This window comes from Pseudomonas sp. CP-1, from assembly GCF_021213715.1.
Taxonomy (GTDB): Bacteria; Pseudomonadota; Gammaproteobacteria; order Pseudomonadales; family Pseudomonadaceae; genus Pseudomonas; species Pseudomonas aeruginosa.
The window spans coordinates 12,814-37,903 of record NZ_JAJQKY010000031.1 but is presented as its reverse complement, the minus strand read 5'-3'; the positions used below and the strand labels follow the sequence as shown (position 1 = coordinate 37,903).

The 25,090-nt window shown below is 66.5% G+C and carries 21 protein-coding genes; 10 read left to right on the top strand and 11 right to left on the bottom strand.

Features of this window, described 5'->3' with window-relative positions; genetic code table 11:
- Nucleotides 1-189: 189 nt before the first annotated feature.
- Nucleotides 190-1,512 carry an ATP-binding protein gene (locus tag LT948_RS31460; RefSeq protein WP_003089798.1) on the bottom strand — a complete coding sequence of 441 codons (1,323 nt, stop codon included), beginning with the start codon at nucleotides 1,510-1,512 and terminating at the stop codon, nucleotides 190-192.
- On the bottom strand, nucleotides 1,509-2,189 hold the full coding sequence (locus tag LT948_RS31455; RefSeq protein ID WP_003103570.1) for a response regulator: 681 nt from the start codon (nucleotides 2,187-2,189) through the stop codon (nucleotides 1,509-1,511). The genes LT948_RS31460 and LT948_RS31455 overlap by 4 nt, the downstream gene beginning before the upstream one ends.
- 162 nt (nucleotides 2,190-2,351) lie before the next feature.
- Between LT948_RS31455 and dsbD the strand changes: the two genes are divergently transcribed.
- The 4 genes from dsbD to LT948_RS31435 all read left to right on the top strand — a co-directional run bounded on the left by dsbD (nucleotide 2,352) and on the right by LT948_RS31435 (nucleotide 7,140).
- A complete protein-coding gene (gene dsbD / locus LT948_RS31450) occupies nucleotides 2,352-4,130 on the top strand; it encodes a protein-disulfide reductase DsbD (RefSeq protein WP_033995088.1) in 1,779 nt (592 codons plus the stop codon).
- Nucleotides 4,130-4,966 (top strand): TlpA family protein disulfide reductase, encoded by an 837-nt coding sequence (locus LT948_RS31445; protein WP_003089792.1) that lies wholly within the window; start codon nucleotides 4,130-4,132, stop codon nucleotides 4,964-4,966. The genes dsbD and LT948_RS31445 overlap by 1 nt, the downstream gene beginning before the upstream one ends.
- Nucleotides 4,963-5,733, top strand: coding sequence for a thiol:disulfide interchange protein DsbG (gene dsbG / locus LT948_RS31440; protein ID WP_003089790.1), 771 nt, complete (start codon nucleotides 4,963-4,965; stop codon nucleotides 5,731-5,733). The genes LT948_RS31445 and dsbG overlap by 4 nt, the downstream gene beginning before the upstream one ends.
- A gap of 72 nt (nucleotides 5,734-5,805) precedes the next feature.
- Nucleotides 5,806-7,140 carry a cytochrome P450 gene (locus tag LT948_RS31435; RefSeq protein WP_003089787.1) on the top strand — a complete coding sequence of 445 codons (1,335 nt, stop codon included), beginning with the start codon at nucleotides 5,806-5,808 and terminating at the stop codon, nucleotides 7,138-7,140.
- Here the strand turns inward: LT948_RS31435 and LT948_RS31430 are convergent.
- The 5 genes from LT948_RS31430 to gtdA form a co-directional block, all read right to left on the bottom strand.
- Entirely contained in the window at nucleotides 7,122-8,033 is a 912-nt protein-coding gene (locus tag LT948_RS31430; protein ID WP_023091721.1) for a SphA family protein, read from the bottom strand. The two genes, LT948_RS31435 and LT948_RS31430, sit on opposite strands and share 19 nt — an antisense overlap.
- A gap of 41 nt (nucleotides 8,034-8,074) precedes the next feature.
- On the bottom strand, nucleotides 8,075-8,719 hold the full coding sequence (gene maiA, locus LT948_RS31425; RefSeq protein ID WP_003113293.1) for a maleylacetoacetate isomerase: 645 nt from the start codon (nucleotides 8,717-8,719) through the stop codon (nucleotides 8,075-8,077).
- A gap of 12 nt (nucleotides 8,720-8,731) precedes the next feature.
- Nucleotides 8,732-10,078, bottom strand: a complete 1,347-nt coding sequence (locus LT948_RS31420; protein WP_003139140.1) for an MFS transporter — start codon at nucleotides 10,076-10,078, stop codon at nucleotides 8,732-8,734.
- 77 nt (nucleotides 10,079-10,155) lie between these two features.
- Nucleotides 10,156-10,854, bottom strand: a complete 699-nt coding sequence (locus LT948_RS31415) for a fumarylacetoacetate hydrolase family protein (protein ID WP_023091722.1) — start codon at nucleotides 10,852-10,854, stop codon at nucleotides 10,156-10,158.
- Nucleotides 10,855-10,866: 12 nt separating this feature from the next.
- Nucleotides 10,867-11,928: a gentisate 1,2-dioxygenase gene (gene gtdA, locus LT948_RS31410; RefSeq protein WP_003162849.1), complete on the bottom strand. Its 1,062-nt coding sequence runs from the start codon at nucleotides 11,926-11,928 to the stop codon at nucleotides 10,867-10,869.
- A gap of 124 nt (nucleotides 11,929-12,052) precedes the next feature.
- Between gtdA and LT948_RS31405 the strand changes: the two genes are divergently transcribed.
- The 6 genes from LT948_RS31405 to LT948_RS31380 all read left to right on the top strand — a co-directional run bounded on the left by LT948_RS31405 (nucleotide 12,053) and on the right by LT948_RS31380 (nucleotide 19,012).
- On the top strand, nucleotides 12,053-12,967 hold the full coding sequence (locus LT948_RS31405) for a LysR family transcriptional regulator (protein WP_003089777.1): 915 nt from the start codon (nucleotides 12,053-12,055) through the stop codon (nucleotides 12,965-12,967).
- An 88-nt stretch (nucleotides 12,968-13,055) separates the two neighbouring features.
- Nucleotides 13,056-13,574: a sigma-70 family RNA polymerase sigma factor gene (locus LT948_RS31400; protein ID WP_003089775.1), complete on the top strand. Its 519-nt coding sequence runs from the start codon at nucleotides 13,056-13,058 to the stop codon at nucleotides 13,572-13,574.
- An 8-nt stretch (nucleotides 13,575-13,582) separates the two neighbouring features.
- Nucleotides 13,583-14,569 (top strand): anti-sigma factor FoxR, encoded by a 987-nt coding sequence (gene foxR, locus LT948_RS31395; RefSeq protein WP_021264848.1) that lies wholly within the window; start codon nucleotides 13,583-13,585, stop codon nucleotides 14,567-14,569.
- Nucleotides 14,570-14,712: 143 nt separating this feature from the next.
- Nucleotides 14,713-17,175: a ferrioxamine receptor FoxA gene (foxA, locus tag LT948_RS31390; RefSeq protein ID WP_023091724.1), complete on the top strand. Its 2,463-nt coding sequence runs from the start codon at nucleotides 14,713-14,715 to the stop codon at nucleotides 17,173-17,175.
- A 117-nt stretch (nucleotides 17,176-17,292) separates the two neighbouring features.
- Nucleotides 17,293-18,441, top strand: coding sequence for a PepSY-associated TM helix domain-containing protein (locus LT948_RS31385; protein WP_019486300.1), 1,149 nt, complete (start codon nucleotides 17,293-17,295; stop codon nucleotides 18,439-18,441).
- A gap of 46 nt (nucleotides 18,442-18,487) precedes the next feature.
- Entirely contained in the window at nucleotides 18,488-19,012 is a 525-nt protein-coding gene (locus LT948_RS31380) for a hypothetical protein (protein WP_003089762.1), read from the top strand.
- A gap of 136 nt (nucleotides 19,013-19,148) precedes the next feature.
- On the opposite strand, the gene LT948_RS31375 is transcribed toward LT948_RS31380, so the two are convergent.
- The 4 genes from LT948_RS31375 to LT948_RS31360 form a co-directional block, all read right to left on the bottom strand.
- A complete protein-coding gene (locus LT948_RS31375; RefSeq protein ID WP_052022135.1) occupies nucleotides 19,149-19,385 on the bottom strand; it encodes a DUF7336 domain-containing protein in 237 nt (78 codons plus the stop codon).
- 800 nt (nucleotides 19,386-20,185) lie between these two features.
- Nucleotides 20,186-20,701, bottom strand: a complete 516-nt coding sequence (locus LT948_RS31370; RefSeq protein WP_057380423.1) for a hypothetical protein — start codon at nucleotides 20,699-20,701, stop codon at nucleotides 20,186-20,188.
- Between the two features lie 3 nt (nucleotides 20,702-20,704).
- Nucleotides 20,705-23,491, bottom strand: coding sequence for an RHS repeat domain-containing protein (locus LT948_RS31365; protein WP_096068307.1), 2,787 nt, complete (start codon nucleotides 23,489-23,491; stop codon nucleotides 20,705-20,707).
- Nucleotides 23,492-23,505: 14 nt separating this feature from the next.
- Entirely contained in the window at nucleotides 23,506-24,636 is a 1,131-nt protein-coding gene (locus LT948_RS31360) for a DUF6531 domain-containing protein (protein WP_369810018.1), read from the bottom strand.
- Nucleotides 24,637-25,090 lie beyond the last annotated feature (454 nt).

Sequence of the window (25,090 nt, the reverse complement as noted above, 5' to 3'; positions counted from 1 at the left end):
CCCTCGTGGCCTGGCGTCCGCAGGACGGAGACGCGGTCCGGCGGAAGCAGGTCGGCGCCTGGGTAGGGCGGATAACGCCAGCGGCGTTATCCGCCGATGCCTGGGCCTGGGTCCGGCGGATAGCCGCGGGGCGGCTATTCGCCCTACGGAGTCGGTTGGCGGGTGGGTGGGGCGCGTGGTGCCCGCGCATCACTCGCGCAGCGGCATTTCCAGCGTCACCCGCAGGCCGTCCGCGCGGCTGTCGAAGTCCAGCCGGCATTGGCAGCGTTGCACGATGGCCTGGACGATGGCCAGGCCGAGCCCGCTGCCGCCGCTCTTGCCGTGGCGCCAGAAGCGCCGGGTGAGATGCGGCAGGTCGGCTTCGGCGATGCCCGGGCCGTGGTCGCGGACGTGGAAGCGCGCGCAGCCTTGCGCGGTTTCCACCGCCAGCTCCACCCGGGTGCCGGCGGCGGTGTGGCGCAGGGCGTTGTCCAGCAGGTTGCGCAGCGCGGCGATGGCCAGCACCGAGGGGACTTCCAGCGGCGCCTCGGACAAGCCGTCGGCCAGCTTCAGTTCGAACATCCGCACGTCGCCGTGGCCGGCGTCGTGCATGGCCACCCGGGCGGCGTCCTCGGCGCTGCACTGCACGCCGTCGTCGAACGACAGGCTGCCTTCCACCCGCGCCAGCAGCAACAACTGGTCCAGCGTCCGGTGCAGACGGTCGGCGCCTTCCTCGGCGTGGGCCAGGGCCTGCTCGGCGGCGGCGCCCTCGGTCATGCGCGCGACCTGCAGGTGGGTCTTGATCGCGGTCAGCGGGCTGCGCAGTTCGTGGGCGGCATCGCCGGTCAGGCGTCGCTCGCGTTCGATGGCCTGGGCGATGCGCTGGAACAACTGGTTCTGGGTTTCCACCAGCGGTTTCAGTTCGCTCGGCAGGGCCGCCAGCTCCAGTGGCTCCAGCGAGTCGGCGCCGCGCCGGGTGAGGGCGTCGCGAATCCGCTTGAGCGGCGCCAGGCCCTGGCCGGCGCCGAGCCAGAGCAGGGCCAGGCTGCCGAGCAGGGCGACCGTCACCGGCACCGCGGCGGCCACCACCACCGAGCGTTGCAGCACGTCGCGCTCTTCCAGGCGGTCGGCGGTGCTGACCCGCAGATCGCCGGCCTGCACGGTGAAGCTGCGCCACAGCACGCCGTTGATTTCCTGGTCGCGGAAGCCGCTGGCGGTGCTGTCCAGCGCCCGCTCCGGGGTGGCATGGCTCTGCGCCAGGACTTCGCCGCGCAATGAGCTGACCTGGCAGGCCATGCCGTTGGGAATCCCCAGTTGCTCCGCGCTCAGGCGCGTGGTCTGGCCGTCCGCCGGCTGCGGCTGCGGCAACTGCTGGAGCAGGCCGGCGACCATCCGCGCCGAGGCCGCCAGGCGTTGGTCGAAGGAGCGCATCATCTGCCCGCGCAGGTCGCAGAGCATCCAGGCCGCGGCCAGCGACCAGAGCAGGATGAAGGCCGAGCCGAGGATCAGGGTCAGGCGCAGGCGCAGGCTCATGCGTCGTCTCCGTCGCCGCGCGCCGGCCCGAGGCGGTAGCCGAGGCCGCGCACGGTCTGCACGATGGCGTTGCCGAGCTTGCGTCGCAGGTGATGGATGTGGACGTTGAGGGCGTTGCTCTCGACCTCGTCGCCGAAGCCATAGACGCTGTCCTTGAGCTGCTCGCCGCTGAGGATCCGCCCGCGGTTGTTGAGCAATGCCTGCAACAGCGCCTGTTCGCGTCGCGACAGCTCCACGGGGCGACCGTCGAGCCAGGTTTCGCGGGTGCTCGGATCGTAGCTGAGGCGACCGTGTTCGATGACGTTGACGCAGCGCCCGGCGGAGCGCCGTTGCAAGGTATGCAGGCGGGCGCCGAGTTCGCGCAGGTCGAAGGGCTTGAGCAGGTAGTCGTCGGCGCCGGCCTGCAACCCGGCGACCCGGTCGGTCACCGCGTCGCGCGCGGTCAGCACCAGCACCGGCAGGTCGACGCCCTGCTGGCGCAGGCGTTGCAGCAGGCGCAGGCCGTCCTCGTCGGGCAGGCCGAGATCGAGGACCAGCACGTCGAAGCGCGCCACCTGGAGCAGCGCCTGGGTATCGGCGGCGCTGGCCACCCGGTCCACGGTCAGGCCCTGGGCGTTGAGGCCGGCGACGATGCCGCTGGCGATCAGGTCGTCGTCTTCGGTGAGCAGTACATGCATGGCGGTATCGCTGGTTAAAGGGATAGGAGTCTGAAGCGGGCGAATTAAGCCAGGATTATGCCCCGCCCGGCGCGTCGCCGGGGTTTTCCCGTGGCCGCGTTAACGGCCTGTTAATCGTCGCTGGCCATGCTGCCGCCGAGTTCATCGTAGAAGGCGTTATCCATGCGTGTGTTGATCCTGCTCCTGATGCTCCTGATGCTCCTGCTGCCGGGCCTGTCCCAGGCGCAACCGGGCGACGACCTGTTCGCGCCGCGCGGCGCGACGCAGACGGATTTCCTGCCGGTGGAGAAAGCCTTCCGCTTCACCTGGGAGCGCCTCGACGACGGCCAGGTGCAACTGCGCTGGCAGATCGCGCCGGGCTACTACCTGTACCAGAAGCGCCTGCGCTTCGACGGACTCGACCCGGCCTTGCAGCCGCAGTTGCCGCCGGGCGAAAGCCACAGCGACGAGTTCTTCGGCGAGTCGCAGGTCTATCGCCAGAGCCTGGAACTGACCCTGCCGGCGGCCGCCGCCGGACAACTGCGCCTGGGCTGGCAGGGCTGCGCTGATGCCGGCCTGTGCTATCCGCCGCAGAGCCAGGCGCTCGACCTGGGCGGTACCGGCCCTGCCGCCGCCGTCGCCGGGACGAGCGGCGAAGTCGCCGAGGACCAGGGCCTGGCCGGCAGCCTGCAGGCCGGCAACCTGGCCTGGAGCCTGTTGCTGTTCTTCGGCCTCGGCCTGCTGCTGGCGTTCGCTCCCTGTTCGCTGCCGATGCTGCCGATCCTCGCCGGGCTGGTGGTCGGCAGCGGCGCCGGCCCTCGTCGCGGCCTGCTGCTGGCCGGTAGCTACGTGCTGAGCATGGCGCTGGTCTACGCCGGACTCGGGGTGGTCGCGGCGCTGCTTGGCGGCAACCTGCAGGCCTGGCTGCAACAGCCGTGGCTGCTGGGCAGCTTCGCCGCGCTGTTCGTGTTCCTCGCGCTGCCGATGTTCGGCTTCTTCGAACTGCAACTGCCGGCGGCCCTGCGCGACCGCCTCGACGGTCTCAGTCGCGGCCGCAAGGGCGGCAGCCTGGCCGGCGCGGCCGCGCTCGGCGCGTTGTCCGGGCTGCTGGTGGGGCCGTGCATGACCGCGCCGCTGGCCGGCGCCTTGCTCTATATCGCGCAGACCGGCAATGCCCTGCATGGCGGCCTGGTGCTGTTCAGCCTGGGCCTCGGCATCGGCATGCCGCTGTTGCTGCTGGTGACGGTCGGCAGCCGCTTCCTGCCCAAGCCCGGTCCCTGGATGAACCTGGTCAAGGGCGTGTTCGGCTTCCTTTTCCTCGGCACCGCCTGGATACTCCTGCGTCCGCTGCTCGGCGAGGCGCTGTGGATCGGCCTTGGCGGCGCGTTGTTGCTGGTCCTGGCCTACGCCGCGCTGCACACGGCGCGAGGCCTGGCACGGCACGCGGTGCTGTTCGGCGCGGCGGGCTGCATCTTCGGTCTCTGGGGCGCGGCGATGCTGCTGGGCGCCGCGGCCGGGGCCGACGACCCCTGGCGTCCGCTACAGGTGTATGCGGCGGCGAACCGGGGCGCTACGCCGACGGCCAGTGCCCACGAGGCGTTCCTCACGGTGAGCCAGCCGGCCGAGCTGGACCGTCAGTTGGCTGCGGCCAAGGCCGAGGGACAATGGGTGCTGCTCGACTACTACGCTGACTGGTGCGTGTCCTGCCGGATCATGGAGAAACAGGTGTTCGCCAAGCCCGATGTGCTCGCCGCCCTGCAGGGCGTGCGCCTGCTGCGGCTCGACGTGACCGCGGACAACGCCGCCAGCCGCGAGCTGCTGCGCCGCTACCAGGTACCCGGCCCGCCGAGCCTGATCTGGATCGGCCCGGAAGGCGAGGAGCGCCGCGCGCGCCGGTTGACCGGCGAAGTCGACGCCGGCGGCTTCCTCGCCCATTGGCAGGCGACCCGGGAGCGCGGCTGATGCTGAGTTTTTCCCTGGGACCGCTGGTGGTCTCGCTGCAACACCTGCTGCTGTTCCTCGCCCTCGGCGCCGCGCTGCTCGGTGGTTGGCTGGCGGCGCGCGGCGGCGGGCGCAACGCCGAGCCGGTGCTGTTCAACCTGTTGTTGCTCGGCCTGCTGGTGGCGCGCCTGGCCTTCGTGGTGCGCTACTGGCCGCAGTACCGTGGCGACTTCGCACAGATGCTGGATATCCGCGATGGCGGTTTCCTCGCCTGGCCAGGCCTGCTCGCCGCTGTGCTCGGCGCGCTGTTCTGGGCCTGGCGGCGACCGGCGCTACGTCGCTCGCTGGGTGTCGGCGCCAGCCTCGGACTGGCGTTCTGGCTGCTTGGCAGTCTGGGCCTGGGCATCTACGAGCGCGGTACGCGCCTGCCCGAACTGAGCCTGCGCAACGCCGCCGGCGAGTCGGTGCAACTGGCCGATTTCCGGGGCCGCCCGCTGGTGATCAACCTCTGGGCCAGCTGGTGCCCGCCGTGTCGGCGCGAGATGCCGGTGCTGCAACAGGCGCAGGCGGAGAATCCCGACGTAGTGTTCCTCTTCGCCAACCAGGGCGAGAGCGCCGAGACCGTGCGCCATTTCCTCCAGGGCGAGAACCTGCGCCTGGACAACCTGCTGTTCGACAACGGCGGGCAGCTTGGCCAGCAGGTCGGCTCGGTCGCCTTGCCCACCACCGTTTTCTACACCGCCGAGGGCCGCCTGCTGGGCAGCCATCTCGGCGAACTGTCCCGCGGCAGCCTGGCGCGCTACCTCGAAGCCTTCGAGCCGGCCGCTGCCGCCCCCGCAACCAGGAGTTCCGAATGAGACTGCCGCGCAACCTGATCACCCTTGGCCTGGGCCTGACCCTCCTCAACGCCGGCCTGGCCACGGCGGCGGAGGAGCTGCCGGCGCCGATCCGCATGGTCCAGGAGAAGGGCGCCCGCATCCTCGGCAGCTTCGACGCCCCGGATGGCCTGCGCGGCTACGCCGCCGAATACCAGAACCAGGGCATGGCGCTGTACCTGACGCCCGACGGCAAGCACGTACTCACCGGCCACCTGTTCGACGCCCAGGGCAAGGACCTCAGCCGCGAACCGCTGGAGCGCCTGGTGTATGCGCCGCTGGCCAAGGAAATGTGGCAGAAGATGGAGCAGAGCGCCTGGATCGCCGATGGCCGTGCCGACGCGCCGCGCGTGGTCTACCTGTTCAGCGACCCGAACTGCCCGTACTGCACCATGTTCTGGGAGCAGGCGCGACCCTGGGTGGATGCCGGCAAGGTGCAGTTGCGGCATATCATGGTCGGCATCATTCGCGAGGACAGCGAAGCCAAGTCCGCTGCGCTGCTGGCCAGCAAGGACCCGCAGAAGGCCCTGCACGACCATGAGCAGGCGGGCAAGGCCAGCACCCTGAAGCCGCTGGCGAAGATCCCGGCGGCGGTGCGCAAGCAGCTCGCCGGCAACATGGAACTGATGGAGTCGATGGGCGCCGCGGCGACCCCGGCGATCTTCTATCTCAATGCCGAGGGGCGCATGCAGCAGCAACAGGGCGCGCCGCAGCCGGACCAGTTGGCGGAGATCCTCGGTCCGCGCTGATCCTCCGGGCCGGCGCCGAGCCGCCGGCCATCTATACTCCCTGCGTTACGCCAACCCAGCGGAGCGAGGGCCATGGACGACGCATTCAGCGAGGAAGGCAGCGCGCAGCCGCGCCATGACGCTCAGCGTCCGGCGCTCGCTCCGCGGAGCGACGGTTTCGACATCCACACCTACCATCCCGACTTCGTCGCCGATCCCTATCCGCTGTTGCGGCTGATCCGCTCCCGTGCGCCGGTCTGCCGCGACCAGGCCTCGATCTGGTGGATCAGTCGCTATGCCGATGTCTCGGCGTGCCTGCGCGACCGCCGTTTCTCCGCCGACCCCGCTCGCCTTGGCGCCGCCGGCGTCCGCCAGGGCGGCGCCAGCTGGTTCGGCCACCAGCAATTGCAACCGCTGGCGCGCTTCTACGACAACTTCATGCTGTTCAACGACGCGCCGCGGCACACCCGCCTGCGCAGGCTGTTCGCTCCGGCCTTCGGCCCCGACGCCGTGCGCCGCTGGGAGGCGTGCATCGAGGCGCTGGTGGAAGAGCTCCTCGACAGCTTGCTGGAGCGCCGCGAGCCCGATCTGCTCAGGGACTTCGCCGAACCGCTGACGATCCGGGTGGCCGCCGAGCTGTTCGGCTTTCCCCGCGAAGACACCGGGCAACTGCTGCCCTGGGGCCGCGACCTGGCCGCCGGGCTCGATCTCGCCGCCAGCCACGGCGATGCCGGGCAGATCAACCGCAGCGCGGCCGCCTTCAGCGACTACCTGCAACGCCAGGCGCGCGGCTGGAGCGATGGCTCTTCGCGCCCGCCGCCCGGCGCAGCGCCGAGCATCCTCGACGGCGCCGCGATGCTGGAGGCCGGACTGGGCCTCGAGGACCTGGTGGCGGCCTATGCCATGGTGTTCATGGCCGCGTTCGAAACCACCATCAGCATGGTCGGCAACGCTACGCTGGCGCTGCTCACCCATCCCGACCAGCTCGATCTGCTGCGGCGGTGCCCGGAGCTGGCGGCGAACGCGGTGGAGGAACTGCTGCGCTTCGACGGCGCGGTGCGCGGCGGCGTGCGTTGCACCCTGGAGGAGGTGGAGATCGGCGGCCAGCGGATTCCGCCTGGAGAGAAGGTCTGGCTGAGCTTCCTCGCGGCGAACCGCGACCCGGAGATGTTCGCCGCCCCCGACCGTCTGCAATTGCAGCGAGCGAACGCCAAGCAGCACGTGGCGTTCGCCCATGGTCCGCACTACTGCCTGGGCGCGTACCTGGCCCGGCTCGAATTGCAATGCGCATTGCGCGGCCTGGTGCGTCGCCGTTTCGCCCTGGCCTCGGAACCGACGGACCTGCGCTGGCGGCGCAGCTCGGTGTTCCGCACCCTGGAGCGCTTGCCGATCGTCCCGGAAGGCGACGCTCAGAAGACCTGCGAGTAGCGCAGGATCAGCCGGCTGCCCTCGCTGCGGTTGCGTGCGCCGTATTCGTGATAGGCGTTGAGGAACAGCCGCGACTTGCCCCAGCCGAACATCAGCGCCGGGCCGATGGCATCGACCCGCTCGCGGGAGTCCGGGCGGTCGTGCCCGTCGACCCGCTCGTCGGTGATCTGTCGCAGGCTGTAGCCGGACAACCCGACTCGCCAATGCGCATCCAGCGCCAGCGATACCGAGTAGTTGGCGTGGAACGCCTGGCCCGGCTGCAGGTAGTCGTCGGCCAACGGCGGCGCCGGGTCGCGATTCTTGCCCGGCAACAGGTACTGCAGGCGAGCGCTGGCTTCCCAGCCTTCGGCGAATTCCCAAGTCAGCGCGTAGTGCGGGTTGAAGCTCCAGTGGTTGCTGCCGGGATTGATCGCCCGATGCCTGTCGTAGCGCCCGGTGGGTAACTGGAAGGCGAGGTTCAGGCGCTGCCAGTAGGGCCGGCCGAACAGCTCGGTCTGCGGCCATTGCAGGATGAACGGACTGACGATCAGGTTGCCGAGGCCGTTGGCGCTGCCAGCGTGGGGTTCGAAGTCGGGATCGGCGAGCAGCACCGGGACGAGGATTTCCGCGCCGTAGTAGGCGCCGAACAGCTGGTGCTGGCTGATGTGGGCGAAGTGGCTGGTGGCGAGCAGGGTGCGCAGGCGATTGTCGAGCGGGCGCCGGTGACCGTTGGCGTCCATGAAGTCGTCGGCCTCGTAGATATTCACGAACTGCTGGAACAGCGTGCCGGGCAGGGCCTTGCCGTCGAGGAAGGAGGTCTGGCCGAGGTTCATCCCCGGCAGCGCGGCGATAGCCTGGAACGAGGGCAGCAGCAGGGGCAGGGCCAGCAGGCTGGCCCGGGTGCGGGTGATCATGGGCGTGTCCTTCTTGTTGTTGTTTTCCACGGGGCAGCGCGTCAGTCCGGGAGGTAGTCGGGCTGGCGCTCGGGGCTGGCGCGCTGGAAGGCTTCGAGCGCCAGGCAGCGCCCCTCCAGTTCGAGCAACGCCGGGTAGGGCGCCAGGTCACAGCCCATGCGCCGGGCGTTGGCCAGTTGCGGCACCAGGCAGCACTCGACGATGCCCGCTGCGGCGCCGGCGAAGAAGGCGCCGCGACGGTGTCGGTTCAGCAGGGTCTCCGCCGCCGCCAGGCCCTCGGCGACCCAGTGCGCGTACCAGCGCTGGCGGTCCTCGGCGTCTATGCCGAGGACCTGGGTCAGGTACTTGAGCACCCGCACGTTGTTCAGCGGATGGATGTCGCAGGCCACCAGCAGGGCCAGTTCCAGCGCCTGGGCGCGATGCAGCGGGTCGAGAGGGATCAGGCGCGGTTCGGGCTGCACGGCGTCGAGGTAGTCGATGATCGCCAGCGACTGGCTGAACCGACGGCCGTCGGCGTCGACCAGGGTCGGCAGCGCGCCCATCGGGTTGCGCTGGCGGTCGGCCGGGCGCAGTTGCTCGCCCTGCCGCAGGTTGACCGGCACTACCTGGTAATCCAGACCTTTCAGGGCCAATGCGATACGCACCCGATAGGACGTGGAGCTGTTGAAGAAGCTGTAGAGCTGCATGGGAAGTCCTGTTCAGAGAGTGACGGAAGAAGGCCTGGCCCGGCGCCGGCCCAGGCGATGCACGGCCACGGCGGCGAGCAGCGCCGGGATCACCAGCAGGGCGAGGATGCCGCTGAAGCCCAGGCCCAGGCCGAGCAGGGCGCCGCCGCTGAGGGAGCCGACGATCGAGCCGATGCGGCCCAGGCCGAGGGCCCAGCTGACCCCGGTGGCGCGGCTGCGGGTCGGATAGAAATCGGCGGCCAGGGCGTTGGCGCCGACCTGCGAGCCGCTGATGCAGAAACCGACGCCGGCGACGCACAGCGCCAGCAGGGCGAAGCTGTGGTAGAGGCTGGCGATGCCGAGGATGAACAGGGCGCCGCCGACGTAGGCCAGGCTCAGCACCCGGTGCGCGTCGAAGCGATCCATGGCGCTGCCCAGGAGGAGTGCGCCGAGGGTGCCGCCGAGCTGGAACATGGCGCTGATCGTCGCCGCCTCGCCGAGACTGAAGCCGGTGCCGCCGATCAGCGTCGGCAGCCAGTTGGTCAGCAGGTAGATGATCAGCAGGCCCATGAAAAAGGTGGCCCAGAGCAGCAGGGTGCCGCCGCGCAGCTCGGCGCCGAGGATCTGCCGCAGGGGCGAGGTGCCGTCGGACTCGTCGGCGGGCAGTTCGAGGCGTCCGGCCCAGCCGTCGGGCAGGCGCCCCAGGCGTTCGAGGATGCGCCGCAGGCGCGCCGCGTCCGGTGCGCGGCGGGCGAGGAAGCGCACCGACTCCGGCAGGCATGCCCAGAGCAGCGGCAGGCTCGCCAGGGGCAGGCCGCCGCCGAGCAGCAGCACGCTCTCCCAGCCCAGCGCCGGGACCATCCGCGCGGCGAGCAGGCCGCCCAGCGCCGAGCCGAGGGTGAAGCCGCAGAACATCGCGGTGACCATCAGCGCGCGGTGCCGGCGCGGGCAGTATTCGGAGGTCAGGGTGATCGCGTTGGGCATCGCCCCGCCCAGGCCGAGGCCGGTGAAAAAGCGCAGCAGGGCCAGGGTTTCCACCGAACCGGCGTAGGCCGAGGCGAGGCTCCAGCCGCCGAAGAACAGCACCGAGAGCAGGAGCACGCTCTTGCGTCCGAAACGGTCGGCCAGCGGGCCGGCGGCGAAGGCGCCGAGGGCCAGGCCGGCCAGTGCGGCGCCGAGGATCGGGCTGAGTTGCGCCGGGCTCAGTTGCCAGTCGTGGGCCAGGGCCGGGGCGATGAAGCCGATGGCGGCGGTGTCGAATCCGTCCATGGCGACGATCAGGAAGCACAGCGACAGGACTCGCAACTGGAAGGCGGAAACCGCCTGCGCATCGATGAAGGCCTGGACGTCGATCTTGTTGTTCTTGTCGGGCGTAGGCATGAGCGTTCCTCGGCCGTCGCCGTGGCGACAGCCCGGATGAAGGGCAGGGTGGGCCCGCGCCGTGCGCGGGCGGTGGGTCAGACCACGCGGACGCTGAGTTCGCCGAGGCCGTCGATGGCGCCGAGCATCCGCTCGCCGCGCTCGACCGCGCCGACGCCTTCCGGGGTGCCGGTGAAGACCAGGTCGCCGGGGCGCAGCTCGAAGAAGCGCGACAGGTAGCTGACGGTTTCCGCCACCGACCAGATCAACTGGTCGATGTCGCTGCGCTGGCGATCCTCGCCGTCGACCTGGAGGCTGATGGCGGCGTGGCGCGGATGGCCGACCTGGCTGGCAGGGTAGAGCGGGCCGATCGGCGCCGAGCGGTCGAAGGCCTTGCCGATCTCCCAGGGCCGGCCCATCTCGCGCATGCGTATCTGCAGGTCGCGGCGGGTCATGTCCAGGCCCACCGCGTAGCCCCAGACGTGTTCCTCGGCCTGCTCCAGGGGGATGTCGCAGCCGCCCTTGCCGATCGCCGCCACCAGTTCGATCTCGTAGTGGTAGTTGCCGGTCTGGCTCGGGTAGGCCAGCTCCAGGGTGCTGCCGGCGGCGACCGGGACCACCGCGTCGGCCGGCTTGCAGAAGAAGAACGGCGGCTCGCGCTCGGGATCGAAGCCCATTTCCCGGGCGTGGGCGGCGTAGTTGCGGCCGACGCAGTAGACCCGCCGCACCGGGAAGGTCTGGTCGCTGCCATGGATGGTGAGGCTGACGGGCGCTTCGGGCGCGAAGAGATGGCTCATGGGACGGGTCCTTCAGTGGGCGAGGGGTTCGCGGGATTCGCGGAGGATGCCGAGCGCCTGCTGCACAGGGCGGTCGGAGAAACTGAACAGCACGCAGTCGGTGGCGCCGGCTTCCAGGCGCAGCTCGGCCCAGGAGGGCACGACGAACAGATCCTTGGCCTCGAAGGCGAAGCGCCGGCCGCCGATCTGCGCCACGCCGCTGCCTTCCACCACCGAATAGACGCTGGCGTCGGTGCTGCGCGCGGGCTGCCCGAGGAAGCCGGCCGGCAGCAGTTGCAGGCAGGTGGCGATGGTCGGCATGGCCCAGCCGCCGGTGGCCGGGTTGACGTAGCGCAGCTTGTGGCCTTCCCAGGGATCGGGCCGTTCGAGGCGCGCCAGGCGCTCGAGGGCCTCGCGGCTGCGCGCGTAGGGGTAGCTGAACAGCGGCGAGGTCGGCGTCGTCGGCTGGTGGCGCAGCGGCAGCATGTTGCTGCCGTAGCGGGCGAGGCTGTCGCCTTCGCCACGTCGCAACGGCTGCACCGGTTCGCCGTAGCTCTCGGCGAAGGTGGCGCCGAAGAAACGCAGCATCGGGATGTCCAGGCCGTCCAGCCAGACCACCGGCTCGCCGCCTTCCGCGGCGGGGCGGTTGCCGTGGTCGTGCCAGGTCCAGGACGGAGTGATGATGAAGTCGCCCGGCTCCATGCGGGTGCGTTCGCCGTCCACCGAGGTGTAGGCGCCGTAGCCCTCGACGACGAAGCGCAGGGCCGACTGGGTGTGCCGGTGGCTGGGAGCGATCTCGCCCGGCAGGATCAGTTGCAGGCCGGCGTAGAGGCTCGGGGTGATCGCCGACTGGCCGGGAAGGTCCGGGTTCTCCAGCACCAGCACGCGGCGCACCGCTTCCTCGGCGCTGATCAGGTCGCCTGCCTCGAGCAGGAACGGGCGCAGTTCGCGATAGCGCCACAGCGCCGCCTGGCAGCCGCCGGCGGGTTGCGCCGGGACCAGGCTGTGCAGGGCTTCCCAGAGCGGGGTGAGGTGCTGCTGGCGGATGCGTCGATAGAAGTCGGCGCGCTTCTCGGTGGAATTGTCGTTATGCATACCGATGAATCTCCGGCGGGAGGAGGCGGGGCCGCCTCGGTCTGGTAGTCATTATTCGAGGTGAAGGCATAACCGAATAATGATATTTAGACATCGACCTATACGTATTCGAGGATGGCTTGCGATGGACTGGACCCGCCGCCTGCGCCTGCAACACCTGCAACTGCTGGTCAGCCTGATGGAGACCGGCAACCTCAGCGGCACCGCCCGGGCCGCACACACCACCCAACCGGGCCTGTCGAAGTGGCTCAAGGAACTGGAGGAGGACGTCGGCGCGCCGCTGTTCGAGCGTCACGCCCGTGGCCTGCGCCCGACGCCCTACGGCATGACCCTGTTCAACCACGCCCAGCGCGTGCTCACCGAGATGGAGCGGGCGCGGCAGAACCTCGAGGCGATGCGCAGCGGCAGCGGCAGCCGGGTACTCCTCGGCACGTCGCCGGCCTCCGCGCCGAGCCTGGTGCCGCGCGCATTGCGGGCGTTCCTCGGACGCTACCCCGGGGCCCAGGTGGAACTGCTCGAAGGCACCATGAACGGCCTTCTCGAGCGGCTGGAGAAACGCCAGCTCGATGTGGTGGTGGGGCGCCTGGACAACTATGCGCCGCGCGCCAGCCTGCGCTGCGAGGTGCTCTACAGCGAGGCGATCGTGGTGATGGCGCGCCCCGGTCACCCCCTGGCCCAGGCCGCCGCGCTGGACTGGGAAGACGTGCGGCGCTACGACTGGATCGTCTGGCCGCCCGGCTCGCCGATCCGCAGCAAGCTCGACATGGCCCTGACCCAGGGCGGCCGGCAGCCGCCGGCCTACCGCCTGGAGTCATCGTCGATGCTGGCCAACATCGAATTGTTGCGTGGCAGCGACATGCTATCCATCGGCTCGGCGCGGGTGGTCGAGCACCTCGCCGGGCTCGGCCTGGTGGCCAGGCTGGCGCTGGAGATTCCCGGCGAGGGCGCGGTGGGCATGTGCTGGCGCGACGAACCGCATCGCGACCGCGCCAGCGAAGACCTGCTGGCCTGCCTGCGCGAAGGCGCGGCGGCCGAGTAGGGCGCCGGCCGGCGGGTGCTATTGCAAAAAGGCCGCGGCTTCTCGACAATGCGATTCATTATCATTCATGTGTCGCCCCGACTTTCCCATGTCCGCCCCGATCCTTCTCAGCGCCCACCATCGCGCCATGCATGCGCTGTACAGCGAGCACCATGGCTGGTTGCAGAACTGGTTGCGCGGCAAGCTGGGCTGCGCGGCGGACGCGGCGGACCTGGCCCAGGACACCTTCCTGCGCATCCTGCTCAAGCGCGAACTGCGCGAGATCGGCATGCCGCGCGCGTTCCTGCGGACCATCGCCCGCGGCCTGGTGATCGACCACTGGCGTCGCGAGGAACTGCAGCGCGCCTACCTCGAAAGCATCGCCCACCTGCCCGAGGCACAGGCGCCGTCGCCCGAGGCGCGGGAACTGGTGCTGGAACTGCTGGAGGAAATCTCGCGGATGCTCGACGGGCTCAAGCCGAAGGTCCGCACCGCCTTCCTCCTGGCCCAGTGCGAAGACCTCAGCCACCGGCAGATCGCCGAACGCATGGGGGTTTCCCAGCGTAGCGTCGAGCGCTACGTGGCCGAGGCGCTGTACCACTGCTACCTGCTGCGCTACGGCGAATGAGCGGAGCCGTGGACGGGACGCGCGGTAGGGTCGACGAAGCGGTGGTCAGGCAGGCCATCCACTGGCTGGTCCGCCTGCGCTCGCAGCCGGCCGACGATCGCCTGCAGCGCGCCTGCGCGGCCTGGCGCGCGGAGCACGGCGAGCACGAGCGGGCCTGGCAGCAGGTCAGCGCGCTCAACGAAGAACTGCACGGACGCTTCAAGGCGCTGCCCGGCGGGGTCGCCTACGGCACCCTGGACAGCAGCGCGCAGCGCCTGCAGCGGCGCCAGGCGCTGAAACTGCTGTCGCTGCTGGTGGCTGGCGGCGCTGTGGCCTGGGTCGGTCGCGACAGCCTGCCCTGGCAGCGCCTGAGCGCCGACTACAGCACCGCCACCGGCGAGCGACGCAGTATCGAGCTGGTCGACGGCACCCGCCTGCAACTGAACACCGACAGCGCGGTCGACGTGCGCTACGACGCCGGCCAGCGCCTGATCCTCCTCGCCCGCGGCGAGATCTTCCTCGCCAGCGGCGCCGATACGCAATCGCCCACGCACAGGCCGCTGCGGGTACGTACCGCGCAAGGGCTGTTCGAGGCCCTCGGCACCCGTTTCAACGTACGCCTGCAAGATGCCGCCACCTGTCTCAGCGTCAGCGAGGGTTCGGTGCGCATCGATGCCTTCGGCGCGCGTCCGCTGCAGGCTCCGGTGGCCGAGGCGGGGCAGAGCTATCGGATCGCCGCCGACGGCGTGCGGCGCCTCGAACGGCCGCAGATGGACGCCGTGGCCTGGGCCGATGGCCTGATCGTCACCCGCGACATGCGCCTGGCCGACTTCCTCGCCGAGGTCAGCCGCTACCGCAACGGCTACCTCGGCTGCGCCGCGGAGGTCGCCGACCTGCGCCTGTCCGGGGTCTACCGCCTGGACGACACCGACAAGCTGTTGCAGGTGCTCGCGCGGACCCTGCCGGTGCGCCTGCAGCGGCATACCCGCTGGTGGGTGAGGGTGGTCGCCGCCTGAGTCGCGCCGGCGGCCGCGTGGACGCTTGCTTCCGCCCGGAGCGAAACGCACTGAAAATTATTTTCATTATTTTTGTCGGCTTTCCGCGACTGGTCCGGCTTTATCGATTGAACACCCTTCAACGACTCCAACGGATCCCGTTCATGACCGCCACCGCCGTCGTCCTCCGCAATGCCCCGTCGTCCCTCGATTTCCCCCGCGCCTCGCGCCTGAGCCGTTCGGTGCGCGCGGCCCTGCTGTCGCTGGCCATGGCGGCCGGCGCGGCGCCGCTCTGCGCCTCGGCCGCCGAAGCGGCGGCGGAACAGGCGCGGCCCTATGCGATCCCCGCCGGACAGTTGGGTGACGTGCTCAACCGCTTCGCCCGCGAAGCCGGCATCACCCTCTCGGCCACTCCGGCGCAGACCGGTGGCTACAGCTCCCAGGGGTTGCGCGGCAGTTTCACCGTGCAGCAGGGCCTGGCCCGGCTGCTCGCCGACACCCCGCTGGAAGCGGAAGACCAGGGCGACGGCAGCTTCGTCTTGCGCGAGGCGCCGGCAAAGGACGGCGACGTGCTGAACATGCAGGCGGTGGAAGTCTTCGCCCTCGGCAACAACCTGGGCAGCACCGATGGCTACCTGGCCACCCATAGCCAGATCGCCACCAAGACCAGCAAGCCGCTGCTGGAAACCAGCCAGACCGTCTCGGTGATCACCCGCGAGCAGATCGACGACACCGCCTCCAAGACCGTGCAGCAGGCGATGCGCTATACCCCCGGCATCTTCACCGGCCAGGTCGGCGCCTCCAACCGCTACGACTACGTGGTGATGCGCGGCTTCGCCGACAACAGCGTGGACAACATCTACCTCGACGGCCTCAAGGCCATGGGCGACAGCGGTACCTTCAGCTCGATGCAGGTCGACCCGTACTTCCTCGAACGCATCGATGTGCTCAAGGGCCCGTCCTCGGTGCTCTACGGCCGTAGCCTGCCGGGCGGCCTGGTGGCGCTGACCAGCAAGAAGCCGTTGTACGAGGACTACCGCCAGATCACCGGCAGCATCGGCAACATGGGCCAGAAGGAGATGGGCTTCGATTTCAGCGGGCCGCTCGACGAGGAGAAGCGCATCGCCTACCGCCTGGTCGGTCTCGGCAAGGGCTCGGACACCCAGTTCGATCACGTCAAGGAGGAGCGCTACGCCATCGCCCCGACCCTGGCCATCGACTTCAGCGATGACACCACCCTGACCCTGCAAGGCTACCTGCAACACGATCCCAACGGGGGCTACCACGGCGGCGTACCGGCCGACGGCACCCTGTCGCACCACAACGGCCGGCACATCTCCCGCGAGTTCTTCGATGGCGAGCCGAGCAAGGACGACTTCGACCGCACCCAGCGGATGTTCGGCTACCAGCTGGAGCACCGCATCGACGACGTCTGGTCGGCGCGGCAGAACTTCCGCTACCTGGACTCCGACGTCGACCTGTCGCAGGTCTACGCCTACGGCTGGAGCGCCAGCGAGCCGAACAAGCTGAACCGCTACTTCAGCGGCGCCCGCGAGCACCTGCAGGCGTATATCGTCGACAACATGCTGCAGGCCGAATTCGCCACCGGCGCGGCGCGCCACACCCTGCTCACCGGCCTCGACTATCAGCGCCGGCGCACTGTGGTCGACTGGCGTTCCGGCTCGGCCTCGGCGCTGGACGCGTTCAACCCGATCTACGGCGACGACGCCATCAGCTATTTCCCGGACGACAACCACACCCGCCGCCTGGAGCAGACCGGCGTCTACCTCCAGGACCTGATCGACATCGACCAGTGGCGCTTCTCGCTCGGCCTGCGCCAGGACTGGGTCAGCGTCACCGACAAGAACCGCAGCACCGGCAGCAAGGCCGACGACGACTGGGAGAAATTCACCGGGCGGATCGGCGCGCTGTACCTGTTCGACAACGGCCTGGCGCCCTACGTCAGCTACTCCGAGTCGTTCAACCCGAACGCCTATTCAGACGCCTCCGGCACGCCCCTGGCGCCCACCGAGGGCAAGCAGTGGGAACTCGGCCTGAAGTTCCAGGCGCCGGGCAGCAACAGCTTCTACACCGCCTCGCTGTTCCATATCACCCAGGAAAACGTCGCCTCCAAGGAGCCCCAGGACAACTTCTACACCTCGGTCGGCGAAGTGCGCTCCCAGGGGCTCGAACTGGAGGCCCATACCCAGCTCAGCGACAACCTGAAGCTGCTCGGCAGCTACACCTACACCGACATCACCTACACCAAGTCGCTGGACGGCAACCAGGGCCATACGCCGAACCAGGCGCCCAAGCACATGGCTTCGCTGTGGGCCGACTATGCCTTCGACGCCGGCCCGCTCAGCGGTCTGAGCATCGGCGGCGGCGCGCGCTACGTCGGCGAGACCTGGGCGGACAAGGAAAACACCTTGCGGGTGCCGGACTACACCCTGGTCGACGCGCGGATCGGCTACGACCTCGGCAAGCTCGGCCTGAAAGGCCTGGACGTCAGCCTCAATGCCAACAACCTGCTGGACAAGGACTACGTGGCGTCCTGCTACAGCCTGGACTTCTGCTACTTCGGCGAGAAGCGCAACGTGACCGCGACGGTGAACTACCAGTTCTGACCGTCCACCCGGGCCCCGGCGCCAGCGCCGCGGTACCGGCCAAGCAGCCCGGCGCGCAACGTACGCGCCGGGCATTCGCCGGCGTCGCCGGCCGTACCCTGGTTACCTGGAGCCCCCATGCGCCCCGTCCTGGTCCTGCTGCACCGCTATGTCGGTCTGGCTACCGCGCTGTTCCTTTTCCTCGCCGGTCTCACCGGCAGCCTGCTGGCCTTCCATCATGAAATCGACGAATGGCTGAACCCCGGCTTCTACGCCGTGGGCGAGGGCGGCGAGCGCCTTTCCCCGGGCAGCCTGGTGCAACGCGTCGAGTCACGCTATCCGCGACAACTGGTGTGGTACATGGAGTATCCCGAGGCGGGCGGGCATCCGGCGTTGCTCGCCACCGTGCCGCGCGAGGCCGGCGCCAAGGTCGAGCACGACGTGTTCTACCTCGACCCGGTCAGCGGCGAGGAAGTCGGCAAGCGCCTCTGGGCGGCCTGTTGCTTCCAGCCGGCGAACCTGGTTCCCTGGGTCCTGGAGTTCCACCACAACCTGACCCTGCCGGGGAACTGGGGCCTGTACCTGATGGGCGGGGTGGCGATGTTCTGGTTCCTCGACTGCTTCGTCGGCGCCTGGCTGACCCTGCCGCGCGGCCGGCCGTTCTGGAGCAAGTGGGCCACCGCCTGGAAGATCAAGCGCGGCAACGCCTACCGCTTCAACTTCGACCTGCATCGCGCCGGCGGCCTCTGGCTCTGGCTGCTGCTGGCACCGGTGGCGCTGAGCAGCGTCGCCCTGAACCTGCCGAGCCAGGTGTTCAAGCCGCTGGTATCGCTGTTCTCGCCGATCGAACCGAGCGTCTACGAGGCGCGCGGGCGGCTGCCCAGGGAACAACTGGGGGAGACCCGCCTGGACTACGACCGCACCTTCCAGTTGGCCAGCGCCGAAGCGGCGCGGCTGGGCATCGCCGAGCCGATCGGCGAGCTGTACTACAGCTTCGAATACAACTTCTTCGGCGCCGGCTTCGGCGACCACGACGACCCCATGGGCAAGTCCTGGCTGTTCTTCCACGGCAGCGACGGCCGCCTGCTCGGCCAGGAAGTCGCCGGGCAGGGCAGTTGGGGAGAGCGTTTCTACCGCTTGCAGTACCCGATCCACGGCGGGCGCATCGCCGGCCTGCCGGGACGCATCGCCATCGCCGCCCTCGGCCTGGCCATCGCCGGGCTGTCGCTGACCGGTGTCTACATCTGGTGGCGCAAGCGCCGGGCGCGCCACTGGAACGGCCGCTAGACGGCTGTTAGTCTGGCTGCCTCCCACACCACCAGAGGATGGACGAATGAACGCAAGGATCGCCGCATTGGGACTGCTCCTGCCCCTGGCCGCCGGCAGCGCCGTGGCCGCGGAGGAGGGCAGCTCGGTCAAGGACGCGGCCAAGGCCGCGGTGTCCTCGGCCATCGAGACCGGCAAGAACCTCCTCGGCGGGGTCAGCGAGGGCATCACCAGCGGCCGCCAGTCGGCCCAAGGCGCTGATGGCGCCAAGGTGGTCTCCGACAACGCCGGCTTCGCCGAGATCGGCCAGGTCGAAGTGCTCAAGACCGAGCCGCGCGACCAGCAACTGGCCGTCACCCTCGGCTTCAAGAACGACGGCGACGCCACCGTGCGCCTGATCAACCTGACCCAGACCGGCGCGCTGCTGGTGATCGACAACGACGGCTACTCCAACGCCCTGGTCGCCCTCGCCAACCCCGACGATGTCACCGTCCCGGCCAAGGCCGGCATCCGCCAGACCTTCGTCTTCGAAGGCGGCGCGGAAGGGATCAAGGCGGTGCGCCTGTGGGGCAAGGACCTGCCGGTGAAGTGAGAGGCGCGTCGCGCCTCCATCCCTTTCCTGGCCAGCGCTGCCGTAGGGTGAATAACGCCAAAGGCGTTATCCGCCGATACCCCGCTACATTGGCGGATAACCGCGGTGCGGTTATTCGCCCTACTTCCTTCCCGCGTTACCTGTCTTCTATAACAACAGACTGTGCTCCTTCGAATCCACTTAACCAATGTGGTTCATCAAGAGCATACTCGGTAACAGTAAAACCGTTAGGGGATTCTTTGAATCCTGGAAGTTCTAGATATTTGGAAATTTCTGAGTTTGCCTTGGTCTTTGTACGGAATATTCCTAGAATCTTATAACTTTCGCTCTCGGAGTTTCCGTATGTGTGGTGAAGTATGAATACGCTGCTCATCGTATCTCCGTTTTCCCAAAAATTGAGTTATTTTGATCTGTCAAGAAAGGCAAAGGGGCGAGAAAATAAATATATTTATTTTCTCTTTATAGTATAGAGTTTTCCTCTGTCTCTGGAGTTCTTTGTGTCTGGCTTTAGTTGGTGCTTGGGTAGCCATTTATTTCTACGGAAAGTTTCATTTCATGGATTTTATTGATCATTTTTTTTGAAAGGTGGAAAGGAAATATGACAGTTTCATCTGTATTGTAGTAAATTGCGATTCTAAAGATTAGGTTGCTAATTTCTTCCTCATTAGTCATGAAGGTCAAGCCCTTAAGGAAGGAGTAAGCATTATTTTCAAAATCCAACCAGTTAGAGAAGCTGAAGTCATCCGTGGATACTGAGATAGTGCTATTTTTCTTGTTTTTGAATGTGTGTCGGATGGGTAGGCTTGTGATAAATGAAGAAAGGTCAAATTTTAGGCTAGGGTTGGCAGTTATCTCTAATGTGCATTCAAATGACATTTTTTCTCTGAATTCGTGAATAAAAGTGCAGATTTATTTTATCTACTCTAAACTTTCTGAGCATGGAGGCATCCTGCGCAGATGCCGTAAGGGGACTTTCCGATGCCTAGGCAGGAGCGAGTGGTTTAGCGAATTATTCGCTTTGAGTGGTTTAGCGTGGGCAGTCGCTGAAATTATAGTGGTAAAAATAAATCTGCCCCTCTTTCCTCGTAGTTAATTTTTCTATTTGTCGCGGCTACTTAAGAGAGTCGTCTGATATAGATTAGCTGCAATTAGGGTTGCGTTATTTTTTTTGAGTCATGCAGAGCCTGAATAGTGTCGCAACTTTATAGTAACGAAGGGGGCGTGTTCTTTGATGAGGATGTTGGCTGCTTCGCAAATTGCGTGAGCTTTCTCAATCTCTTTTGGCGGTATTAATATTTCTTGAGAGATTGAAGTCTCCATTTTAAGTATAGAGAAGTATCCGTTTATATCGCATACATCCAGACCCAGTTCGGTCCAGCTGGCTATGCTGGCCTGAGTTGAGTTGAAATCACGAAATCGAGAGAGCTTTAGTGCGTCAATTACTTCGCTGTATACTTCCATTGATAGTAGAACAGAGCCATTCCCTTCTGCCTTGATAAGGCCTTGAAGCTCCGCTAGTTGTTCTTGCGTATCTATCTGGATTAGCTGTAACTCGTTTTCTTGAAGTTTTAGACTATTAAGTGCCCTCTCATAAAGTTGAGTGTCTTGCGGCCAGGCTGTGGCGTCGGCTGAAATATTATCAAGACTTTCGGGGAGCCTAATATCGAACCCGATGCATTTGAACTCCATAGCTTAACCTCCGTTTTGACTAGTCCAACTTGAGTACGATGAGCAGGACGAAAGTCCGCTGGGTTGTACGGGGTGAGTGTCTGCCAGTCCTCTTTTTTTATTCCAGAAGCACCCATTAGGGGATTTGTTCATTTGCCATATATGGTAATGGGGATCCATCCCTTTGTGTTTGTGGCCAGTATTGTACTCATAACACTGTGTGCCTGCCGGTGGATCACATTCGTCTTCTGGGCAAAAAGCGTTTCCTGCAGCATTCCCTGCCAAACCACCGCCAATAGCTCCAATTGCACCACCTGCGGATGCACCAGCAACACCGCCGGAAATCGTCCCACCTATAGGCAATACCAGCGTACCTCCTGCCCCCCCTGCTAATCCACCGACCACAGTACCTACATAACCACCCGTCACTGTACCTACGGTAATGCATGCAGCTAAACAGATTTGATCGGGGACTGTTCCTCGCCAATCTGTTTGATTGATCGGATTTGCATTCACATAACCATAAGTGTTGATTCCTCCCTCCAACCCAATCGGATCACTCTCCACATACCGCCCAGTCTCCGGATCATAGTCGCGGAAGTAGTTGTAGTGCAGCCCGCTCTCCGCATCGTAGTACTGCCCGGGGAAGCGCAGGTTGACCTGGGTGCTGCCCTGGCTCAGCGCTTCGCCGCGGCCGAAGGCGTCGGACTGCCACTGCCAGGCGATCTGGCCGCTGGCGTCGGTGGCCAGGCGCGGGGTGTCGAGGTGGTCGCCATGGAGGTAGAGCAGGGTCGGGTTGCCGACCTTGCCCTGGGCGTCGTAGTCGGCGTCGATGGTGGCCAGCGGCAGGCTGTCCAGCCACAGGTAGTACTGGGCTCGCAGTTTCCGGCCGCTGCCGTCGTGTTCGGCTTCGCCGAGCAACTGGCCGTCGGGACCGTAGAGGTAGGTGGTGACGCTCTCGGGGGTGAGCTTGACGATGCGCTGGCCGAGGGCGTTGTAGCGGTATTCGGCGACCTGCTGGCCGTCGAGGCTGACGCTTTGCAGGCGGCCCTGGGCGTCGTAGGCCAGTTTGCGCGCGGCGCGGTCCTGGGTGAGGTTGCCGGCGGCGTCGCTGGTCACCGCTTGCGCGCCGATGGCGGTCAATCGGTTGCTGTCGGGCGCGTACTGGTAGTCCTGGCTGCTGGCGGTGCCGCCTGAGGCGGGGTTGTCGCTGCGTTGGGTGCGGTTGCCGACCGCGTCGTAGGCATAGCTGCGCCCGCCCTGGACGCCGCGTTCCTCGGTCAGGCGGTCCAGCGGGTCGTACTGGTAGTCCAGGGCGCCCCAGAGGCTGTGGCGGTGCTGCTGGATATTGCCATTGGCATCGTGCTGGTAGTCGCTCTGCCAGGGGCCGACCTTCTGCCGCAGCAGTTGGTAGTCCTGGTCGTACTCGCGGCTGAGGGCGATGCCGTTGCCCCAGGTCAGGCGCTGCAGCGGGCCGAAGGGCAGGTAGGCGATCTGCCCGACCAGGGTGCTCGGCGCCTTGTCGCCCACTGCCAGGGTCACGCTGGCGACCTGGCCGCCGGCATTGCGCGGGTAGCCGATGGCGAGGCCGGAGGGGTAGCCGATCTCCAGCAGTTGGTTGGCCGCGTCGTAGCGGTAGGTCACGCGGTCGAGCAGGGTCTGCTGGTCGAGGCGGATGCTGCGCACCTGCTCGACCAGGTTGCCGCGCTCGTCGTAGCGGTACACCAGGCTGTCGCGAGCGCCATCGATGGCGCCCAGGCGGCCGATGCCCTTGTTGCCGTCGGCGGTGAGGTCGTAGCGGTACTGTACGTCGAGGCTCGGGTCGCTCGGCGAGCGGCGCTCGACCAGCCGATTGAGGGCGTCGTAGCGATACTCGGTGACCGCACCGCGAGCGTCGGTGCGGCGGATGACGTTGCCGGCGGCGTCGTGCTCGAAGGTGGTGGTGCCGCTGTCCGGGCTGACCAGTCGGGTCAGGTTGCCGAGGCCATCGTATTCGTAGCGGGTGGTGACGCCGCGCGGGTCCTTGACCTCGGTGAGGTTGTCCTGGGCGTCGTAGGCGAGTTGGGTCTTGCCGCCGAGGGGATCGCTCTGGCCGACCAGCCGGTCGAGGGCATCGAAGGCCTGGCTGTGGGCGAACTGGCGCGGGTTGGTTTCGCCGACCGGATTGTCGTTGAGGTCGTAGGCGAAGCTGCGTGTCTGGCCGCCGGCGCCGACCGCGCGGAGCAGCCGGCCAAGCTCGTCGTAGGCCCATTGCTGCTGGCGCACCAGGCTGCCGCTGGCGTCCTTGATGCGCTGGGCGGTGCGATTGCCCTTGGTGTCGACGTCGTATTCGAGGCGTTCGCCGAGGTTGTTGCCGATCGCTACCAGGCGCCGTGCGTCGTCGTATTCGTAGCTCAGCCAGCTGCCGTCGCCACGGGTGACGCGGGTGATCTGGCCGACCGCGTCATAGTCGAAGCGGGTGGTGCTGCCGGCGGTGCTGACGGAGGCCAGCCAGCCGTCGACACCGGTGTAGGCGAGGCTGCTGGTGACGCCGTTGGCATCGGTGATGCTGCCGGGCTTGCCGCGCTCGTCATAGTCGCCGAGGCGGGTGACCTGGCCGAGGGCGTTGGTCACCTGGGTCAGGTTGCCGCGACTGTCGTAGGCATAGAGGGTGACGTCCTGCACATCGGTGCGCGGACCGTCGGCGCGCTCGATCAGGCCGAGGGCGTTGTAGCTGTAGCTCCAGGCGCGCTCGGCCGCCTGCGCGGGCAGGGCGAGGGCGCAGGCCAGGGCGAGGGCGCCGAGGCGGGGGAAGTATGGGGGGATGCGCATGGGTGTCGTCCTTGTCAGCGGGTGGTGACGGTCTCGCCGGTCTTGCGTCCCTCGGCGTCGTACTGGTAGCGGGTGATCCGGCCGGGCTCGCTGACCTGCACCGGGAGGAACAGGGTCGGGTGCCAGTCGGTTGTGATGGTGCGCGCCTGCGCAGTGCCGGCGGCCTCGGTGCGCGAGGTCTCCAGGCCACGGGCGTTGTACTGGTAGGTGGTCAGGTTGCCGTTGTTGTCGCGTTTGCTGCTGAGCAGTCCGCGTTCGTCGTAGGTGAAGGTGGAATTGCTGCTGGGGCAGTTGGGAGAGGGTTCGCCTTCGATGGCGACGATGCGCTTGATGCCCTGGATCACCTGGAAGCGGTAGGTGGCCTGCTTGCCGTATTCGTTGGTGACGGTGGTGGAGCCGTCATCGTTGTAGGCGAGGGTGACCTTTTCGGCGCCGTTGGCGTGTTCGCTGGAGATGGCGCGGCCTTGGTTGTCGTAGGTCCAGGTGGCGTAACGCGTGCCTTGTTCGTCGATGATTCCAACCATTAACCCGGCATTGCCACTGTCAGCATAGAGATACTTCCGGGTGCGGTTGAGTCCTTGGGACGTGGTTTTCTTCGAAACCAGCCTGGCGCCCCCGTCATATAGATATTCCACTTTCAGGGAACCGTTGTAATCGACGAGGTAGGGTTGTTTCGTTGCGTTCCAGGAAACGGTTAGGGTGTTTCCGAACCCATCTTTAGCCTTGGTGGTGGAGAGGTTCGGATAGGTTATCGTGATGACCTGCCCCCTGACTTTCCTCTGGATAAGCCGGCCCTGGACATCGAAAAGTGAGCTGGTTCCGTCCCTGTAGTCATACCTCCAGCCTGCCTGGTCTTTTGAAAGTGTACCCGTCGTTGCGTCGGACGATATTGCGCCGTCAGTCAGCCTGAATAGTTCCTGGCGACCATCGGGTAGAGATAGGGAAATATTTTCGCCTACTATTTTTAAGCCTTCCTGGAAGGTGTTCGTCCACATTCCGGTAATGCTGTTGTAGTATCTCTCGAACTGGAGAGGGGAGTGCGACGGATCTATATCGGTTTCACGTTGAAATTTATTGCCGATACTGGCATTTATAGGGTTTCCCTGGAAAGATGAGGGGCCTTGGCATCCGTTTTCGTTGGGGATTCCCGCGTTCTTTCGATCGGAGACGTCAGTGGGGCACTCGTACCGGCCATTGAAAAGGTTGTATGGGCAGCCAGTTGGAGGAGCCTGAGTAACGTTTACAGCCGTGCCGGAGGCCCCCCACCAGTTAGGATTTCCGTAGGTAGCAGTGCCGGATGTAGCTGCTAGCGGAGACTTTCTGAATATGCTGATGCTGCAAAAAAATGAATTGTATCGGGCATCTATAAGTGTTTTTCTGCTGATGTACCCTAGAACTACGTGACCACCCTTCAGATTGCTATCTATATAGTACCTGTCGCTGGCCGCGCAAGCGGCTTCGAGCGAGGGTTGTCGCCTATCTGGATATGGCACGTGTCCAGGTTGTCCAGGGGCTGGTCCTGAAACTGAAAGCTCCCAGCCTTCCTCCGCATGCACTACGGCGATGAATGTATTTAACAGGAGAAAAGCGAGAGCTTTG

Excerpts from the sequence above, each read along its gene's own strand:
- dsbG (WP_003089790.1), top strand. The coding sequence starts at position 4,963 with ATGAGACTGCCGCGCAACCTGATCACCCTTGGCCTGGGCCTGACCCTC.
- LT948_RS31460 (WP_003089798.1), bottom strand. The coding sequence starts at position 1,512 with ATGAGCCTGCGCCTGCGCCTGACCCTGATCCTCGGCTCGGCCTTCATC.
- LT948_RS31430 (WP_023091721.1), bottom strand. The coding sequence starts at position 8,033 with ATGATCACCCGCACCCGGGCCAGCCTGCTGGCCCTGCCCCTGCTGCTG.
- gtdA (WP_003162849.1), bottom strand. The coding sequence starts at position 11,928 with ATGCATAACGACAATTCCACCGAGAAGCGCGCCGACTTCTATCGACGC.
- LT948_RS31375 (WP_052022135.1), bottom strand. The coding sequence starts at position 19,385 with ATGAGCAGCGTATTCATACTTCACCACACATACGGAAACTCCGAGAGC.
- maiA (WP_003113293.1), bottom strand. The coding sequence starts at position 8,719 with ATGCAGCTCTACAGCTTCTTCAACAGCTCCACGTCCTATCGGGTGCGT.
- LT948_RS31400 (WP_003089775.1), top strand. The coding sequence starts at position 13,056 with ATGTCCGCCCCGATCCTTCTCAGCGCCCACCATCGCGCCATGCATGCG.
- LT948_RS31445 (WP_003089792.1), top strand. The coding sequence starts at position 4,130 with ATGCTGAGTTTTTCCCTGGGACCGCTGGTGGTCTCGCTGCAACACCTG.
- LT948_RS31420 (WP_003139140.1), bottom strand. The coding sequence starts at position 10,078 with ATGCCTACGCCCGACAAGAACAACAAGATCGACGTCCAGGCCTTCATC.
- dsbD (WP_033995088.1), top strand. The coding sequence starts at position 2,352 with ATGCGTGTGTTGATCCTGCTCCTGATGCTCCTGATGCTCCTGCTGCCG.
- foxA (WP_023091724.1), top strand. The coding sequence starts at position 14,713 with ATGACCGCCACCGCCGTCGTCCTCCGCAATGCCCCGTCGTCCCTCGAT.
- LT948_RS31435 (WP_003089787.1), top strand. The coding sequence starts at position 5,806 with ATGGACGACGCATTCAGCGAGGAAGGCAGCGCGCAGCCGCGCCATGAC.
- LT948_RS31385 (WP_019486300.1), top strand. The coding sequence starts at position 17,293 with ATGCGCCCCGTCCTGGTCCTGCTGCACCGCTATGTCGGTCTGGCTACC.
- LT948_RS31380 (WP_003089762.1), top strand. The coding sequence starts at position 18,488 with ATGAACGCAAGGATCGCCGCATTGGGACTGCTCCTGCCCCTGGCCGCC.
- LT948_RS31405 (WP_003089777.1), top strand. The coding sequence starts at position 12,053 with ATGGACTGGACCCGCCGCCTGCGCCTGCAACACCTGCAACTGCTGGTC.
- LT948_RS31370 (WP_057380423.1), bottom strand. The coding sequence starts at position 20,701 with ATGGAGTTCAAATGCATCGGGTTCGATATTAGGCTCCCCGAAAGTCTT.
- LT948_RS31415 (WP_023091722.1), bottom strand. The coding sequence starts at position 10,854 with ATGAGCCATCTCTTCGCGCCCGAAGCGCCCGTCAGCCTCACCATCCAT.
- LT948_RS31365 (WP_096068307.1), bottom strand. The coding sequence starts at position 23,491 with ATGCGCATCCCCCCATACTTCCCCCGCCTCGGCGCCCTCGCCCTGGCC.
- LT948_RS31455 (WP_003103570.1), bottom strand. The coding sequence starts at position 2,189 with ATGCATGTACTGCTCACCGAAGACGACGACCTGATCGCCAGCGGCATC.